At 64.0% G+C, this 15,987-nt stretch carries 15 protein-coding genes; 8 read left to right on the plus strand and 7 right to left on the minus strand.

All coding sequences use genetic code 11. The features are described 5' to 3' along the window. Positions 1-90: 90 nt before the first annotated feature. Positions 91-1,863: an aspartate--tRNA ligase gene (aspS, locus tag FNV92_RS20580; RefSeq protein ID WP_143844800.1), complete on the minus strand. Its 1,773-nt coding sequence runs from the start codon at positions 1,861-1,863 to the stop codon at positions 91-93. 196 nt (positions 1,864-2,059) lie between these two features. Here aspS and FNV92_RS20585 point away from each other — a divergent pair, with 196 nt between their 5' ends. The 6 genes from FNV92_RS20585 (at position 2,060) to rnd (ending at position 9,316) form a co-directional block, all read left to right on the plus strand. Next, complete coding sequence (locus FNV92_RS20585; RefSeq protein ID WP_143844799.1) at positions 2,060-3,535, plus strand: protein adenylyltransferase SelO; 1,476 nt, start codon at positions 2,060-2,062, stop codon at positions 3,533-3,535. A gap of 201 nt (positions 3,536-3,736) precedes the next feature. Beyond that, positions 3,737-4,588: a phosphodiesterase gene (locus FNV92_RS20590; RefSeq protein WP_143844798.1), complete on the plus strand. Its 852-nt coding sequence runs from the start codon at positions 3,737-3,739 to the stop codon at positions 4,586-4,588. Position 4,589: 1 nt separating this feature from the next. After that, complete coding sequence (locus FNV92_RS20595) at positions 4,590-5,540, plus strand: carbohydrate ABC transporter permease (protein ID WP_168213625.1); 951 nt, start codon at positions 4,590-4,592, stop codon at positions 5,538-5,540. Next, positions 5,537-6,406: a carbohydrate ABC transporter permease gene (locus tag FNV92_RS20600; protein WP_143844796.1), complete on the plus strand. Its 870-nt coding sequence runs from the start codon at positions 5,537-5,539 to the stop codon at positions 6,404-6,406. Before FNV92_RS20595 ends, FNV92_RS20600 begins: the two co-directional genes overlap by 4 nt. A gap of 11 nt (positions 6,407-6,417) precedes the next feature. Then, positions 6,418-7,749 carry an ABC transporter substrate-binding protein gene (locus FNV92_RS20605; protein ID WP_143844795.1) on the plus strand — a complete coding sequence of 444 codons (1,332 nt, stop codon included), beginning with the start codon at positions 6,418-6,420 and terminating at the stop codon, positions 7,747-7,749. Between the two features lie 415 nt (positions 7,750-8,164). Further along, positions 8,165-9,316, plus strand: a complete 1,152-nt coding sequence (gene rnd, locus FNV92_RS20610) for a ribonuclease D (RefSeq protein WP_015686608.1) — start codon at positions 8,165-8,167, stop codon at positions 9,314-9,316. A gap of 142 nt (positions 9,317-9,458) precedes the next feature. On the opposite strand, the gene FNV92_RS20615 is transcribed toward rnd, so the two are convergent. The 5 genes from FNV92_RS20615 to FNV92_RS20635 all read right to left on the minus strand — a co-directional run bounded on the left by FNV92_RS20615 (position 9,459) and on the right by FNV92_RS20635 (position 13,033). Continuing rightward, positions 9,459-10,841 (minus strand): aspartate aminotransferase family protein, encoded by a 1,383-nt coding sequence (locus tag FNV92_RS20615; RefSeq protein ID WP_143844794.1) that lies wholly within the window; start codon positions 10,839-10,841, stop codon positions 9,459-9,461. A gap of 174 nt (positions 10,842-11,015) precedes the next feature. Continuing rightward, the gene (locus FNV92_RS20620) at positions 11,016-11,186 is read right to left on the minus strand and encodes a hypothetical protein (protein ID WP_168213624.1); all 171 of its coding nucleotides are present in this window, start codon (positions 11,184-11,186) and stop codon (positions 11,016-11,018) included. A gap of 33 nt (positions 11,187-11,219) precedes the next feature. Beyond that, entirely contained in the window at positions 11,220-11,783 is a 564-nt protein-coding gene (locus FNV92_RS20625) for an isochorismatase family protein (RefSeq protein ID WP_143844793.1), read from the minus strand. Between the two features lie 25 nt (positions 11,784-11,808). After that, entirely contained in the window at positions 11,809-12,429 is a 621-nt protein-coding gene (locus FNV92_RS20630; protein ID WP_143844792.1) for a GNAT family N-acetyltransferase, read from the minus strand. Further along, positions 12,416-13,033: a hypothetical protein gene (locus tag FNV92_RS20635; RefSeq protein WP_015686613.1), complete on the minus strand. Its 618-nt coding sequence runs from the start codon at positions 13,031-13,033 to the stop codon at positions 12,416-12,418. The genes FNV92_RS20630 and FNV92_RS20635 overlap by 14 nt, the downstream gene beginning before the upstream one ends. Positions 13,034-13,104: 71 nt before the next feature. On the opposite strand from FNV92_RS20635, the gene FNV92_RS20640 reads away from it, so the two are divergent. Next, positions 13,105-14,145, plus strand: coding sequence for a LysR family transcriptional regulator (locus FNV92_RS20640; RefSeq protein ID WP_143844791.1), 1,041 nt, complete (start codon positions 13,105-13,107; stop codon positions 14,143-14,145). 69 nt (positions 14,146-14,214) lie between these two features. Here the strand turns inward: FNV92_RS20640 and FNV92_RS20645 are convergent, their stop codons facing one another. Next, positions 14,215-15,345 (minus strand): autotransporter outer membrane beta-barrel domain-containing protein, encoded by a 1,131-nt coding sequence (locus FNV92_RS20645; protein ID WP_143844790.1) that lies wholly within the window; start codon positions 15,343-15,345, stop codon positions 14,215-14,217. Positions 15,346-15,715: 370 nt separating this feature from the next. Here FNV92_RS20645 and FNV92_RS20650 point away from each other — a divergent pair, with 370 nt between their 5' ends. Continuing rightward, positions 15,716-15,922: a cold-shock protein gene (locus FNV92_RS20650; RefSeq protein ID WP_007591938.1), complete on the plus strand. Its 207-nt coding sequence runs from the start codon at positions 15,716-15,718 to the stop codon at positions 15,920-15,922. Positions 15,923-15,987 lie beyond the last annotated feature (65 nt).

The raw sequence follows: 15,987 nt of genomic DNA on the forward strand, positions 1-15,987 counted from the left end.
GGAAAGATTCTGGATTGCTTCGCTGCGCTCGCAATGACGATATGGGGAGAGCGAGGCCTCTCCCCATACGCGGGGAGAGGCGAGGCAACATCACTTCTGCGGCAGGTTCACCTTCACATGCAGCTCGCGGAGCTGCTTCGTGGTGGCCTCCGACGGTGCTCCCATCAGCAGGTCCATGGCCTGCTGGTTCATCGGGAACAGCGAGATCTCGCGCAGATTGTTGGTGCCGCACAGGAGCATCACGATGCGGTCCACACCGGCCGCCATGCCGCCATGCGGCGGTGCGCCGTACTGGAAGGCGCGGTACATGCCGCCGAAGCGCTCGACCACTTCCTGCTCGCCATAGCCAGCGATCTCGAACGCCTTCACCATCGCTTCCGGCACGTGGTTGCGGATGCCGCCCGAGGCGATCTCGTAGCCGTTGCAGGTGATGTCGTACTGGAACGCCTTGATGGTCAGGGGGTCTTGGCCCTTCAGCGCGTCGAGACCGCCCTGCGGCATCGAGAACGGGTTGTGCGAGAAGTCGACCTTCTTGTCGTCCTCGTTGTACTCGTACATCGGGAAGTCGACGATCCAGGCGAGTTCGAACCGCTCCTTGTCGGTGAGGTTCAATTCTTCGCCGACCTTGTTGCGGGCCAAACCAGAGAACTTCCAGAACTTGTCGGGATCGCCGGCAACGAAGAAGGCGGCATCGCCTTCCTTGGTACCGATTTGCGCGCGGATCGCCGCGGTGCGCTCAGGCCCGATGTTGTTCGCTAAGGGACCAGCGCCCTCGCCGCCCTCGCGCCACATGATGTAGCCGAGGCCGGGCTGGCCTTCTCCCTGCGCCCACGAATTCATGCGGTCGCAGAACGCGCGGCTGCCGCCGCCCGGCGCCGGGATCGCCCAGACCTGGTTCTTGGGGTCCTCGAGCATGCGCGCGAACACCTTGAAGCCGGAGCCGCGGAAATGCTCGGAGACGTCCTGCATCTCGATGGGATTGCGCAAATCCGGCTTGTCGCTGCCATATTTGCGCAGCGCCTCGGCGAACGGGATGCGGCGCCAGTTCTTGCTCACCGGCTTGCCCTTGGCGAACTCCTCGAACACGCCGGTGATGACGGGCTCCATCGCCGCAAAGACGTCTTCCTGAGTCACAAAGCTCATCTCGACGTCGAGCTGGTAGAACTCGCCCGGCAGACGGTCGGCGCGCGGGTCCTCGTCGCGGAAGCACGGCGCGATCTGGAAGTAACGGTCGAAGCCCGACATCATCAGCAACTGCTTGTACTGCTGCGGCGCCTGCGGCAGCGCGTAGAACTTGCCGGGATGGATGCGCGAGGGCACCAGGAAGTCGCGGGCGCCTTCCGGCGAGGACGCGGTCAGGATCGGCGTGTTGAACTCGAAGAAGCCCTGCCCCTCCATCCGCCGGCGCATCGACTTGATGATGTCGACGCGGGTCATGATGTTCTGGTGCAGTTTTTCGCGGCGCAGGTCGAGGAAGCGGTACTTCAGGCGGATGTCCTCGGGATATTCCTGGTCGCCGAACACCGGCAGAGGCAGGTCGCCGGCAGGTCCCAGCACTTCGATCTCGCTGACATAGATCTCGATCTTGCCGGTCGGCAGATCGTCATTGTCGGTGCCCTCGGGGCGGCGGCGGGCCTTGCCATCCATCCGCACCACGAATTCCGAGCGCAGCTTCTCGGCTTGCGAGAACGCCGGCGAGTCCGGATCGACCACGCACTGGGTCAGGCCGTAATGGTCGCGCAGGTCGATGAACAGCACGCCGCCATGGTCGCGAACGCGATGGACCCAGCCCGACAGGCGGACAGCCTCGCCGATGTTGCTCTCGCGGAGCGCGCCGCATGTATGTGACCGGTAGCGATGCATGGTCGTCCCAAAATGATGCCTGAGGAAGCGAATCGAACGGCCTGAAACGGCCGGTCCGAAGTTGCGGCAGGGTTTACCCGACGAGGCCGGGGGCGGCAACCAAGGGAACGGGCCGTTTTGGGGCCGGAAGGCCCATTTTTGGCAAGTTTGGCCTCAAGCCTTTGCCGATCGACCTTCCCCGCCTATCTTTACCTCCATGACCGTCCATTTCCCGTTCCAGAACACCTATGCGGCGCTGCCGGACAACTTTTTCGCCCGGGTGGCGCCGACCCCGGTCTCAGCGCCCCGGCTGATCAAGCTGAACCGGCCGCTGGCAGTCCAGCTTGGGCTCGATCCGGATCTGCTCGAGACCCCTGAGGGCGCCGAGATCCTTGCTGGAAAAACGGTTCCGTCAGGCGCCGACCCCATCGCCATGGCCTATGCCGGCCACCAGTTCGGGAATTTCGTTCCCCAGCTCGGCGACGGCCGCGCCATCCTGCTCGGCGAGGTCATCGACCAAGACGGCGTCCGCCGCGACATCCAGCTCAAGGGTAGCGGCCCAACCCCGTTCTCCCGCCGCGGCGACGGCCGCGCCGCGCTCGGGCCGGTGCTGCGCGAGTACATCGTCAGCGAGGCGATGTTCGCGCTGGGCATTCCGACCACGCGCTCGCTTGCCGCCGTCGTCACCGGGGAGCAGGTGTTTCGCGAAACCGCACTGCCCGGCGCCGTGCTGACCCGCGTCGCCTCGAGCCACATCCGCGTCGGCACCTTCCAGTTCTTCGCCGCACGCCGCGACACCGAAGCGGTGCGCCGTCTCGCCGATCACGTCATCGCCCGCCATTACCCTGAGCTGTCGAAGGCAGAGCGGCCCTATCACGCCCTGCTCGCCGGCGTCGTCGCGCGCCAGGCAAATCTCGTCGCGCGCTGGCTGCTGGTCGGCTTCATCCATGGCGTGATGAACACCGACAACTCTTCGGTCTCGGGCGAGACCATCGATTACGGCCCCTGTGCCTTCATGGATGCCTACAACCCTTCGCAGGTGTTCTCCTCGATCGACGAGATGGGCCGCTACGCCTACGCCAACCAGCCGCGCATCGCGCTGTGGAATCTAACGCGCCTCGCCGAATGCCTGCTGCCGCTGTTATCGGACGAGCAGGAGAAGGCCGTCGCGGAAGCCCAGGACATTCTCGGCGCGTTCTCCGAGACGTTCAGCAATGCCTATCAGGCGGGCCTGCGCCAGAAGGTCGGCCTGTTCACGGAGCGCGACGGCGACGAGGCGCTGATTCAGGACCTGCTCGATGCCATGGCGAAGAACCAGGCCGACTTCACCCTCACCTTCCGCAAGCTTGGTGACGCCGCAGGCGATCCGGCTGCGGATGACGCGCGCGCCCAGTTCATGGATCCCGCAGCTTTCGATGAATGGGCCAACCGCTGGCACGTCCGCACTGCTCAGGAGCCGCAAAGCGCAGCCGAGCGGCAGGCGGCGATGCACGCCGTCAATCCAATCTTCATCCCGCGCAACCATCGCGTCGAGGCCGTGATCCAGGCCGCGGTGAATGACGACGACTACGCGCCGTTCGAGGAATTGGTGAAGGTGCTGGCGAAGCCGTTCGAGGACCAGCCGGACTATGCGGCCTACGCCGACCCGCCGCTGCCGGACCAGCGCGTGTTACAGACGTTCTGCGGGACGTGAGGCAACCTCTACCTCGCCACTACTTTGAATTGGTTCGCCGGATGGACTACGCCTTCCGCTAATGCGTGCTGCGCTTTGGACATTGTGGACACGTCCCGACCACGGGATCCGGTGTCATCAAACTGAAACACACGCGCTCTAACGGCCTGTCAGGGCCATCCTTCCGGAGGCGCCCGTCCTCCAACGATCCTGACAAGCGCCATGCCCTTCAAATTCATCCACATCACCGACACGCATCTGGCGAACCCCGGGCTGAAGCTCTATGGCCTCGATCCGCGCGCCCGGCTGGATGCCGCGATCGCCGACATCAACAAGCACCAGTCCGATGCCGCGTTCGCAGTCGTGACTGGCGATCTCACCCATTGGGGCGAGGCTGAATCCTACGCCAATTTCGCCGACGCGATGGCGGCGCTGAAAATCCCCTACATCGCGATGGTCGGCAATCACGACAAGCGCGTGGTCTGCCTCGACGCGCTGAAGGCCGCGCCGCGCGATGCCAACGGCTTCGTGCAGGGCACCAAGACAACCGAGCACGGCCTGTTCGTGTTCCTGGACACGCTGGACGAGACCAGCCACGCCGGCGAGATGTGCGCCAAGCGCCTCGGCTGGCTTGAAAGCACGCTCGCGGCTGCGCCGGCCGACATGCCGTTCGTTGTGTTCATGCATCATCCGCCCTTCCCCGTCGGCGTCCACGCGATGGACGAGATCGGGCTGAAGCAGAGCGCGGAATTCGCCGAGGTGATCGCGCCCTACCGATCGCGCATCCGTCATCTCTTCTTCGGCCATGTGCACCGGCCGATCTTCGGCAGCTACGGCAAGATCCCCTTCTCCACCCTGCGCGGCACCAACCATCAGGTCTGGTTCGAGCTTGATGTTGCGGCCGCGGAGCATCTCGCCAGCCATGAGCCGCCCGCCTACGGCGTCGTGCTGATCGATCAGGAGAACCTGGTCGTGCACAGCCACGACTTCCTCGACACCAGTCTGCGCTTCCCCTTCGCGCCACCGGCGGGAATGGACGGCCGCGACTATGCGCTCAACTTCGCGGCGCGGTGAGATGAGCCTTGCTGAACCCGCGGCTCTCCCGGTCGCGGCATCGGCGCCGCCGCACCTGCACATCCTGAAGCGGCTTTCCACCCGCTTCAAAACCTCGCTGCCGGCCTATCTGCTGCTGCTTCCGTCGCTGGTCTTCCTCGCGCTGTTCACCTACGGCGCGATGGGCCGCGTATTCATCGACGCGCTCTACCAGCGCGCCACGCCGAAGGCGCCGCTCCGCTTCGTCGGTCTCGACAACATCAGTGCGGTGTTGGCCGACACCGCCTTCACCGGCGCGGTCACCAACAACCTCGTCTACGCCGTCGGCACCGCGATCCCGAGCATCGGCCTCGCGCTGCTGTTCGCGCTGGCGCTGGCGCGGACCAACGCCGTGACCAGCGCGCTCCGCGCCGCGCTGTTTCTCCCCGTGCTGATCCCGATGGTCGCGGCCTCCGCGCTGTTCCTGTTCATCTTCCTGCCGAACGTCGGGCTGCTCGACTATTACATCGGCCGGCTGCTTCCGGTGCTGCCGAACTGGCTCGGCGATTCCGACATCGCGCTCTATGCCATCATGGTCATCACGATCTGGAAGAACGCCGGCTACTACATGCTGTTCTTCCTCGCCGGCCTCCAATCCGTGCCTGAGGATGTCATGGAAGCCGCGCATCTCGACGGCGCCGGACCCTGGCAGCGCTTTCGCCACATCACCCTGCCGGAGCTCAAGCCGACCTTCCTGTTCGTCACCGTGATCGCCATCCTCAATGCGGTGACGCAGGTCGACCACGTCTTCGTCATGACCAAGGGCGGGCCGTCGAACGCCACCAACCTCGTGCTGTTCTACATCTATCAGCAGGCGGTCGAACATTACGACATCGGCAAGGCCTCGGCGGCGACGCTGCTGACGCTCGCCGCGCTGATGGGCCTCACCGCGCTCTCGTTCCGCACCATGGCGAACCGCGAGGGCGGGGCATGACGCTGATCGATTGGCTGTTCAAGGACGCACCGCTCGCCACCCGCCGCGAGATCACGCCCAAGCTCGGTTTCGTGCTCACCGTCCTGCTCGCGCTGGTCTGGCTGATTCCGTTCCTGTGGATGGGCGTGGCGACGCTGCGCCCGGCGTCCGACGGCATCAACCTGATGGCCGAGCTGATGCCGAGCCTGAAGCCGACGCTCGACAATATCAGGGATGCCTGGGAGATCGGCGATTTCCCGCGCTACTTCCTCAACACCACGATCATCTGCACCGGCATCCTGCTGGTGCAATTCGTCACGATCACGCTGGCGGGCTTTGCCTTCGCGCGGCTCGAATTCGCTGGCAAGACGCTGCTCTTCTACCTGTTCCTGATGCAGCTGATGCTGGTGCCGGTGCTGTTGATCGTGCCGAACCTGCGCATCGTCGCGCAATTCGGCCTCTACGACACGCTGACCGGCGTGATGATGCCGTTCTTCGCCTCGGCCTTCGGCACCTTCCTGATGCGGCAGGCTTTCGAGGCCATTCCGACAGAGCTTGAGGACGCCGCGCTGATCGACGGCGCCAGCCTGTTCCAGCGCATCCGGCACATCTACGTGCCGCTGTCGCTGCCGAGCTTCTCCGCCTTCGCTATCATCTCCGTCACCAGCCACTGGAACGACTTCCTGTGGCCGCTGATGGTGATCAATTCGCCGGACAAGCGGCCACTCACGGTCGGGCTGTCGGTGTTCACCGCCACGGCCGAAGGCACGCAGGCCTGGGGCACCATCGCAGCCGGCACATTGATGGTGATCGCGCCGCTGCTCATCACCTTCCTGATCTTCCAGAAGCGCTTCATCAGTTCTTTCGTCACCTCAGGCATCAAATAGGAGATTACTCGATGCTGTTTTCCCGCAGGCTCATGCTCGGCCTTGCCGTCGCAGGCGCGATGGCAGGTGCCCTCGCCGTCCCGGCGCTGGCCGAAGGTCCGACCGAGATCGACCTGTTCTTCCCCGTGCCCGTCGACGGCAAGCTCGCCCGCGACATGGGCACGTTGATCAAGGAGTTCAACGAGACCCATCCGGCGATCAAGGCGACCGCGGTCTACACCGGCTCCTATGACGACACGCTGATCAAGACGCGCGCCGCCATCAAGGCCGGCAAGCCGCCGTCCGCCGTGATCATGTCGGCGAACTTCCTGCTCGACATGCAGATCGAGAACGAGCTCACCAATCTCGACGGCCTGATCGCCGCCGACGGCACCACCAAGGAAAAGTTCCTGGGCCAGTTCTTCCCGGCGCTGCAGGGCAACGCGGTGATCGACCGCTCGGTCTACGGCGTGCCCTTCCACAATTCGACGCCGCTGCTCTACATCAATGCCGATCAGGCCAAGGAAGCCGGCCTCGATCCGAACAAGCCGCCGCAGACCTGGGCTGAACTGACCGACTGGGCCAAGAAGCTTACCAAGCGCGAGGGCGACAAGGTCACCCGCTGGGGTATCGCGATCCCCTGCGCCTATGACTATTGCGGCTGGATGATGGAAACGCTCACCATGACTAATGGCGGGCGCTACTACAACGAAGAGTTCGGCGGCGAGGTCTATTACGACACGCCCTCGATGCTGGGCGCACTGACCTGGTGGAACGACCTCGTCTACAAGCACAAGGTCCACGCGCCCGGAGCAACGCCCGGCCCTGCCGTCAGCACCTCCTTCATCTCCGGCAATGCCGCGATGATGATGCTCTCGACGGGCTCGCTCACCTACGTGCGCGACAACGCCAAGTTCAACTACAAGGTCGCGTTCATCCCGCGCAACGTCCGCAACGCCGTGCCGATCGGCGGCGCCTCGCTGATCGTTCCGGCAGGCCTCGAAGCCGACAAGCAGAAGGCCGCCTGGACGCTGATCAAGTGGATGACCTCGCCCGAGAAGAGCGCCTGGTGGAGCCGCGCCACCGGCTATTTCGCGCCGAACATGGCGGCGTACAAGACGCCTGACATGGTGGACTTCCTCAACAAGAACCCGGACGCCAAGACCGCGGTCGAGCAGCTCGACGTCGCAAAACCCTGGTTTGCGACCTACAAGACCGTCCCGGTCCGCAAGACGCTAGAGGACGAGGTGATGCTGGTGCTGAACGGCAAGAAGCAGCCGAAGGAGGCCCTCGTCGCCGCCCAGAAGGCCGCGGACGAGACGCTCAAGCCATACAACGCGGAAACGTCGCTGAAGCTGCCGTAAGGCCAACCGCCACGACAAACGAACATCGGCGCTCCTTCACGCGGAGCGCCGAATTCGTTTCAGACCATTGCCGCCGTTAACCCCTCGTCCACCATCCGGCCCGACCCGCCGCCGGTAACCACGACAATTAACAGACCCTCAATTTACCCCAGACAAGTCTAGCAATGTTTCTGGGGAGGATTTTTGCCGTGGATCTGTTGGTTATCGAGTTCCTGGGACTGGCGCTGGTCGCCATGTGCGTGGTCGTGGTGGCGCTGCCCTGCGCGCGCAAACCCACCCAGCGGATCCGCTACGAATAGGAATTTGGTCGCAAGGAAGCGATTCCAGCCCAAATGCAAGGCTCGAATTCGCTGAGAGCCCCTTGACATCACAGCGCTTTCGGCAGAACGGCTGATATACGTGTCATGGGCTGTTCATGGATTTGATTACCACCACCGCTGACCTCGCGGCTGCCTGCAGCCGTCTGGCCAAGCATCCCGTCATTACCGTCGATACCGAGTTCCTGCGCGAAACCACCTATTACCCGCTGCTATGCGTGGTGCAGATGGCCAGCGCCGAGGAAGCCATTGTCATCGACACCCTGGCCGCGGGCATCGACCTCAAGCCGTTCTTCGAGCTGATGGCGAACGAGGCCGTGCTCAAGGTGTTCCACGCCGCCCGGCAGGACATCGAGATCATCTGGCACCAAGCCAACATCATCCCGCACCCGGTGTTCGACACCCAGGTCGCCGCCATGGTGCTCGGCTACGGCGACAGCATCGCCTATGACGCGCTGGTGGAGAAGGTCACCGGCCACCGCCCGGACAAGACGCATCGCTTCACCGACTGGTCACGCCGGCCGCTGACCAAGGAGCAGATGCATTACGCGGTGTCCGACGTCACTCACTTGCGCGACGTGTTCGCCGCCCTCGATGCCGATTTGAAGAAGCGCCGCCGCAGCGAATGGGTCTCGATCGAGATGGAGGTCCTGACCTCGCCGAAGACCTACGACTTCCACCCCGAGCGGGCCTGGGAGCGGTTGAAGACGCGGGTGCGCAAGCCGAAGGACCTCGCCGTCCTGATGGAGGTCGCAGCCTGGCGCGAGCAGGAAGCCCAGAGCCGTGACGTGCCGCGCGGCCGCGTGCTGCGCGACGAAGCCGTCAGCGACATCGCGACCCACGCCCCGAACACGATCGAGAAACTCGCAAATCTACGCTCGGTGCCGAAAGGTTTCGAGAAGTCGAAATGGGGCGCGGACATCGTCGCCGCGGTCCAGCGCGGGCTGGCGCGCGATCCCGCCACGCTGCCGAAGCTGGAGAAGCCGCGCAACAACAACAACGGCGCCGCCATCGTCGAGTTGTTGAAGGTCCTGCTGCGCATGACCGCCGAGCGCCACGCAGTCGCCAGCAAGGTGATCGCCACCGTCGACGATCTCGAGGAGATCGCAGCCGACGACGAAGCCGACGTGCCGGCGCTGCGCGGCTGGCGCCGCGAGCTGTTCGGCGATGCCGCGCTGAAGCTCAAGCGCGGCGAGCTCGCGCTTGCGGTCGAGAAGGGCCGCGTGATCGGGGTTCAGCGGGCGGAATAGGCCACTGGCACCTTTGTGGCTGGCACAATGCCAACCGCATCGTCATTGCGAGCGCAGCGAAGCAATCCAGAGTCTTTTCGCGGAGGCAGTCTGGATTGCTTCGTCGCTGACGCTCCTCGCAATGACGAGGAGAGAGCGTACCCTACGCCGGCGTGAGCTTCGCGACTTCCGGCTTCATGTCATCCAGCACGCCTGATATTGCCGCAATCAGCTCGTCGATCTGGGCCTTGGTCACGATCAGCGGCGGACAGATGGCGATGGCATCCAGCATGTTGCGGGAGATCACGCCGCGCTCCTGGAGCATTCGGCTGGCCATGCCGCCGACGGCGCCGGGCGTGCTGGCTGCCGTCTTGCGGCCCTTGTCGAGCACGAGCTCGATCGCCGCGATCATGCCGACGCCGCGGACCTCGCCGACCAGCGGATGGCTGATGAGCTCGCGCAGCTTGCCCTGCATATAGCCGCCGAGCTCGGCGGCATGCGCGACCAGGCCGCGTTCCTCGATGATCTTGAGGTTCTCGAGCGCAATCGCCGAGCCGACCGGATGGCCGCCCGCAGTGAAGCCGTGGCCGAGCACGCCGATCTTGTTGCTCTCGTCCGCGATCGGCTCGAACATGCGGTCGTTCATGATGATCGCCGACAGCGGGAAATAGCTCGACGTGATCTGCTTGGAGACGACCATCGCGTCCGGCTTGATGCCGTAGGTCTCGCAGCCGAACATCTTGCCGGTGCGGCCGAAGCCGCAGATCACCTCGTCGGCGATCAGCAGGATGTCGTACTTCTTCAGCACCGCCTGTATCTTCTCCCAATAGGTCGCCGGCGGCACGACGACGCCGCCCGCCCCCATCACCGGCTCGCCGAAGAAGGCCGCGATCGTCTCGGGCCCCTCCTTCTGGATCAGCGCGTCGAGCTCCTCGGCCCGCCGCGTCGCGAAGGCCTCCTCGCTCTCGCCGGGCGCACCGTCCTTGTAGAAATGCGGCGAGCCCGTGTGCAGGATGTTCGGCAGCGGCAGGTCGAACGAGCGATGATTGTTCGGCAGGCCCGTGAGGCTGGCGGACGCAATGGTGACGCCGTGATAGGCGCGCATACGGCTGATGATCTTCTTGCGCTGCGGCTGGCCGAGCGAGTTGGATCGATAGGCGATCAGCTTGAGGACCGTATCGTTCGCCTCGGAGCCGGAATTGGTGAAGAACACCTTGCTCATCGGCACCGGCGCCAGCGCCACCAGCTTCTCGGCGAGATCGATCGAGGGGCCGTGCGATTTGGCGGAGAAGGTGTGATAGAACGGCAGCGCCTGCATCTGCTTGTGTGCAGCCTCGACCAGCCGCTTCTCGTTGAAGCCGAGCCCGACGCTCCACAGACCCGCCATCGCCTCGAAATAACGCTTGCCCGACGCGTCGAACACGTAAGGCCCCTCGCCGCGCTCGATCACCAGCGGACCCACCTGCTGGTGCGCGCGCGCATTGGTGTACGAATGGAGCTGGTAGGCCACATCGCGGGCTTCTTGCGAATTGGGCAGCATGGACATTTGCGGGCATCCCTCAGGTCGTCACGTCGCAGGCACAGCCGGCGCATTCACGTGATTATCAGGTCACTTGGCTATTGCGACGCGGCAAAACTTGCAACGCCAATTCGTCGGCAGCAAGCGCTCAGCAGCGATGCACAAAGCCGCATGCCAGATGGCCGGCACATCCGGCGGCTATCAAGCCGCGCCGTCGCCATCCCCGTCGTCAGCAGCGCTGGCGGCTTCCCGTACCTCCACCAGCGCCATCGACAGCAGATAGACCGTCGTCGGCAAGCCGGCGCGGCGGGCGGTCTCGGCGGCACGCGACAAATCGCTCGCCAGCTCCCTGAGCTGCTCTCCCCGTGACAATGTCCCACCCATCCATCTGCCAGTCGCGGCGGCTCACACCGCGATGGCGCCGCTGGTTCTGATCAGTTCGGCGCTGGGATGGATTGTAGCAAAGTTCGCGATGACATTCACTACCGCATCCCTGTACGCGGTCGCATCGCCCGTAGCAGGCTGCCGGCAGGCCACGGCGTCGCCGATCACCTGGTAGCGATGGCTGCGGTGAAATCCGTCGACGGCGGTGGCGAGAATGGTCTCGTCCAGAGAAAAGCCGATCAGAATGCAGCGCACGCTGCGGATATTGGACATGTAGTCCACGAACCGCGTCGCGCTGTAGGCCGAGGGCAGCGGGTGCTCGAACGTCATCTCTCCCGGCTGCGGCTTCGCTTCCGCGATCCAATCGGTCAGCCTGGATGCCGGATTGAACCAGGCCGCCTGGGCGATGCGCTTGAGATGCATCACCGGCCACAGATTGGCGCGCCACAGCGCCAGGAGTTCCAGGCAGCGTATCGTGGCCGCCTCGCCATCGAGGATGACGTGGCGGCGCCCGGGGGTCAGATATTCGACCTGGAGATCCGCACAGATCAGGATCGGCGGATCGTCATGGATGGAGGCCAGCATTGTCTTGCGCGGAGCTGCACCAGTTTCAACGATCGGCGAGAGCGAGGTCCCGTAGCGGCGAGGTCACCGACCGCCCCGCTGATGCGTCGAGCACGCCCGGCCGGTCCCAATCGCCCTCGGGACGAATGATCACATAGGGATCGCTGTCCAGCGTGATGGCGTCCGGCCCCGGCTCGATCTCCAGCAGCATCTCCGTGTAGGAGAAATCGGAGAAGGTGATCTTGCGGTTGTGGCCGAGCGGCTTGGCGCCGAAATGAGCCCAGAAATCGACCAGCCGGTCCTGCGCCTGGCCGTAGATCTTGCGGAAGCCCTTGCGCTTCACGAAGTCGATGCTCGCCTGCACGAGCTTGAACGAGAGGCGCGAGCGCCGGTACTGGTGGCGCACCGCGAGCCGCTCCACCTTGGCGAAATCGCCGAAGAAGCGCACCCGCAGGCAGCCCGCGGGCTCGTTGCCGACGTAACCGATGAAATGAGCCGCGACCATGTCGTTGCCATCGAACTCCTCGTCGAACGGGCAATCCTGCTCGGCAAGATAGACCGCGGAACGAATGGCGGTGACCAGCATGAGGTCGCTGGGATCGCGCGCAAGGCGAACGGTGATGGCGCGGGAGTCGGGCTTCGCGAGGGGAATCCTAGTACCGTGCATCTGCATAGCTCCTTGCTTGGATGATCGCGCCCGGCATGCGCATTTGCCGCCGATGCCACGGGCGCTCGTAACACCACAGGTCCGGCTGAAAGCTCGCGATGGGCTCGAAGCCCGTCGCCTTCATGATCTCGCGTCCGGCCACCGTTGCCGGCTGCGCATAGCAATCCGCGCCGCGAAATCTTATCTGACGCAGATGCGCCGAGGCCTTGCCGAGACCGGCGATCCCGCGGCCCGTCGCCGCGATCGCCCAGATGTAGATTGCGGAGACGTCCTGATCGGCCGACGCGAGATAGCGCGTCTGCGGCGCGGTCAGGCAGATCTCGTCGAGCAACAGCGCGTCGTGACCGCGATCGTTGAGAAACAAAAAGGCCATCCCGCCGAGCAGACGGCCCTTTCGGCTGAAGGTCAGGAGGCTCTGGGGATCGAAGGCGAAATAACGTTCGAGCTCCGCAGCCCCGATCTGCACGCCCGGCACCAGCCGGTGCGCCATCGCGGCCAGTTCAGCGATTTCGGAAAATTGCGCAACGCGGACATCGACGTCCGGGCTCAGCGGAAGGGCGTCGAAATCATGCCTTGCGGCAAACGAGCCCCTTTCCATACTCATGTCGTCCCTCTATCGTTCGGGGGTTTTATGTGCCGCCGTGGCGAGAAGCTTAGCGGCTGGAGATCGGGAGTATGCAGCAAGTATTGCACCGGGGTGCTGCAATGATGCAGCACCATGAAGAAGCGCTAAATGCGTCCTGGGATGATTTGAAACTGTTTTTAGCCTGCGCAAAATTTAAAAGTTTTCGTAACGCCGCCGAAGAGCTCGGACTGACTTCCACCACCCTGATGCGCAGGATCGACCGGCTCGAGGAGAGCATCGGCTGTAAGCTGTTCCTGCGCGACCAGAGCGGACTGACGCTCAGCGACGAAGGCACCGCGATGATCGCCGACGTCGCGCATATGGAGCGCCATGCCTTCAACGTCTTCCGGCGCGCCTCGCGCGCGTCGAACGACACGTCAGGCACCGTGCGCGTCGCGGTGACGGAAGGCCCCGGCAATTTCTGGATCCTGCCGCGGCTGATCGACTTCCAGAAGACCTACCGCAAGATCACCGTCGATCTGCGCTGCGCGATGGAGCAGGCCGACGTCGCGCGACTGGAGTCCGACATCGCGATCCAGCTCGAGCCGCCGACCAATCCCGACCTGATCGTCGCCAAGCTCGGCCGCCTCCACATCTACCCCTTCGTCTCCAAGGAGTATGAGAGCCTCTACGGTGTACCGGCGACGCTCGCGGACTTGAAGAACCACCGCATCATCAAGCAGAGCGCGCCGCAGGTCGACGACACTGCCTATGCTCGCGTGCTCGGATTGAAGTCACTCGAGGGCATCGTCGGGATCAAAACCAACTCTTCGGTCGGCGCGCTCTATGCGGTGGAACGCGGCGCCGGCATCGGCTTCCTGCCGACCGTGTCGATCGCGCTCGGCGTGCCGCTGATCGCCGTCGATCTCGGCGTCAGCCATCACGCCGATCTCTGGCTCACCTATCACAAGGAATTTCGCTCCTCCGAGCGCCACAAGATCGTGGTCGACTGGCTGAAGAAGATCTTCGATCCCAGGATCTATCCCTGCTTTCGCGACGAGTTCATTCATCCAAACGCGCTGGTGCCGATGATGACGGCTGCGCGCGAGGGGTTTGGATTGACGGGATATGCCGCGGCGACGCCGACCTGAACGCAGACTTTATCCGAGCATGATCTTATCGGAAAACCGCTGCACGCTTTTCCGGATCATGCCTGCGCCTCACCACCGATATTCGAAGCCGACAGTGCCCTGGTGCGAGGTCAGCTCGTTGCGGAACTTGCCGTCGTAATTGACGTAGAGCCGCGCGGTGCTGGTGAGGCTGAGCGAGGCCGAGGCGCCGGCATCCATGCCGTAACGGCTCTCGCCGATGCCGGGCACGACGATGCTCTGGGTCCCGAGGCTGACCTGCACCGATCCCAGATTCTGATAAAAATTGTCGACGAACTTGCCGTAGGCCGACAGATCCAGGATCTTCTGGTCGATGATGAAATAGCGCCCGATCTCCGCGCCGATCATGACGCGCGCGCGCGACAGCGCGGTAGAGCCGACGTTGAGCGGATCGAGCCCGCCCGCTTCCTGGAACGCAGCGCTGGTGGCGCGCACATATTCGAGCGCGCCCTTGGGCACGATGCGCATCTGGTCCTTGGTCCAGTAATAGCTGATTTCGGTCAGCGCGCCGTCGACGGCGGCCCGATAGCCGGCGGTCGCAAGGCCAAGGCCGGTGTCACGGCTGGAGCGGACCTTGCCGAAACCGTGCACCACCGCGAAGGCCCAGGTCCAGGGCCCCTTGTCGACCGACCCGTTGAAGCCGATCTGTGTCAGGTCGAGCGTTGCCGACTGAAGCGCCAGCGGCACGTCGATGTCGGTATGGCTCTGGTCGAAGGAGAAGCCGAGATTGACGCCAGGGGCGACTCGCGCGCCAAAGCCGGCGACGCCCCCGAACGTCCTGCGCTTGTCGCCGACGAAATCGCCCTGCGCATCGGTCCGGACCGAGATGCCGTAGCCTTCGTACCAGGTCCGGTAGCGCGGATCTTCCGTGGCCGCGGATGCACCGCCGCCGCTGGGATTGGTGCGGAATGCCCGGTTGATGCCGCCGGAGGCCTGGTTACCGAGCCGCTCCAGGAAATTCGAGCCGAGATCGAGCGCGCTGTTGCCCGCCGATTGGTCGTAATTCGTCGAGGTCGGTAACGGCGTGGGCGGCGGCACCGGCGGAAGAACCTGGGCAACACCGGGCGTAGCAGCCATCGCCACGACAAATACCAAGACCATCACGAGCGCAGCCGCGATCCGGCGGACACGGTCCAGCCCGATCGTCTGCCGTGTCCCGGAGAGCTGCGATGTGCAGCGCATGACGACAAATCCCGAAGCAAAGTGGCGGCGCAAAAATGCAACACGAGTGGCGCGTACGTGCGGGGATTTGTGCCGAACTGCCACGGAGGGTCAACCGGTGGGCACGCTATCATCGAGGCTATTGCACTGATTGTGCTTCCGCTGCCACAGGTCGGAAATCGCGCGCGGTGATACCGGCGCCGATCTTGAAATCCGCACGCGGCTTGCTAACGCGCGCTTTTCATGTTGCAATGTTGGACACAATCGGAATTGGCCGCTCGGCTGTGCGTTTCGCGACATTGAGACTCGAACAGACTTCCGGAAGCCCGTTTGTGGCGTGGCACGCGAAAAGCGGCCGCGTCGTTTTTGTATCCAGCGGAGGAGACTGAGGATGCCGCAAAAGGGCACCGTCAAATGGTTCAACCCGACCAAGGGCTATGGGTTCATCAAGCCGAACGGCAGCGACAAGGACGTGTTCGTCCACATCTCCGCCGTCGAACGGGCCGGACTCTCGACCCTCAACGAAAACCAGGTGGTTGAATACGACCTCGTGGAGAACCGCGGCAAGGCGTCCGCGGAAAACCTCAAGGTCTCCTGAGTTCGCTCGCGCCTGACAAGCGAGCGATCATGACGTTGCCCCCGGCTCTGCCGGGGGATTTTGTT

Origin of the sequence: Bradyrhizobium cosmicum, from assembly GCF_007290395.2 — a bacterium.
Lineage (GTDB): Bacteria > Pseudomonadota > Alphaproteobacteria > Rhizobiales > Xanthobacteraceae > Bradyrhizobium > Bradyrhizobium cosmicum.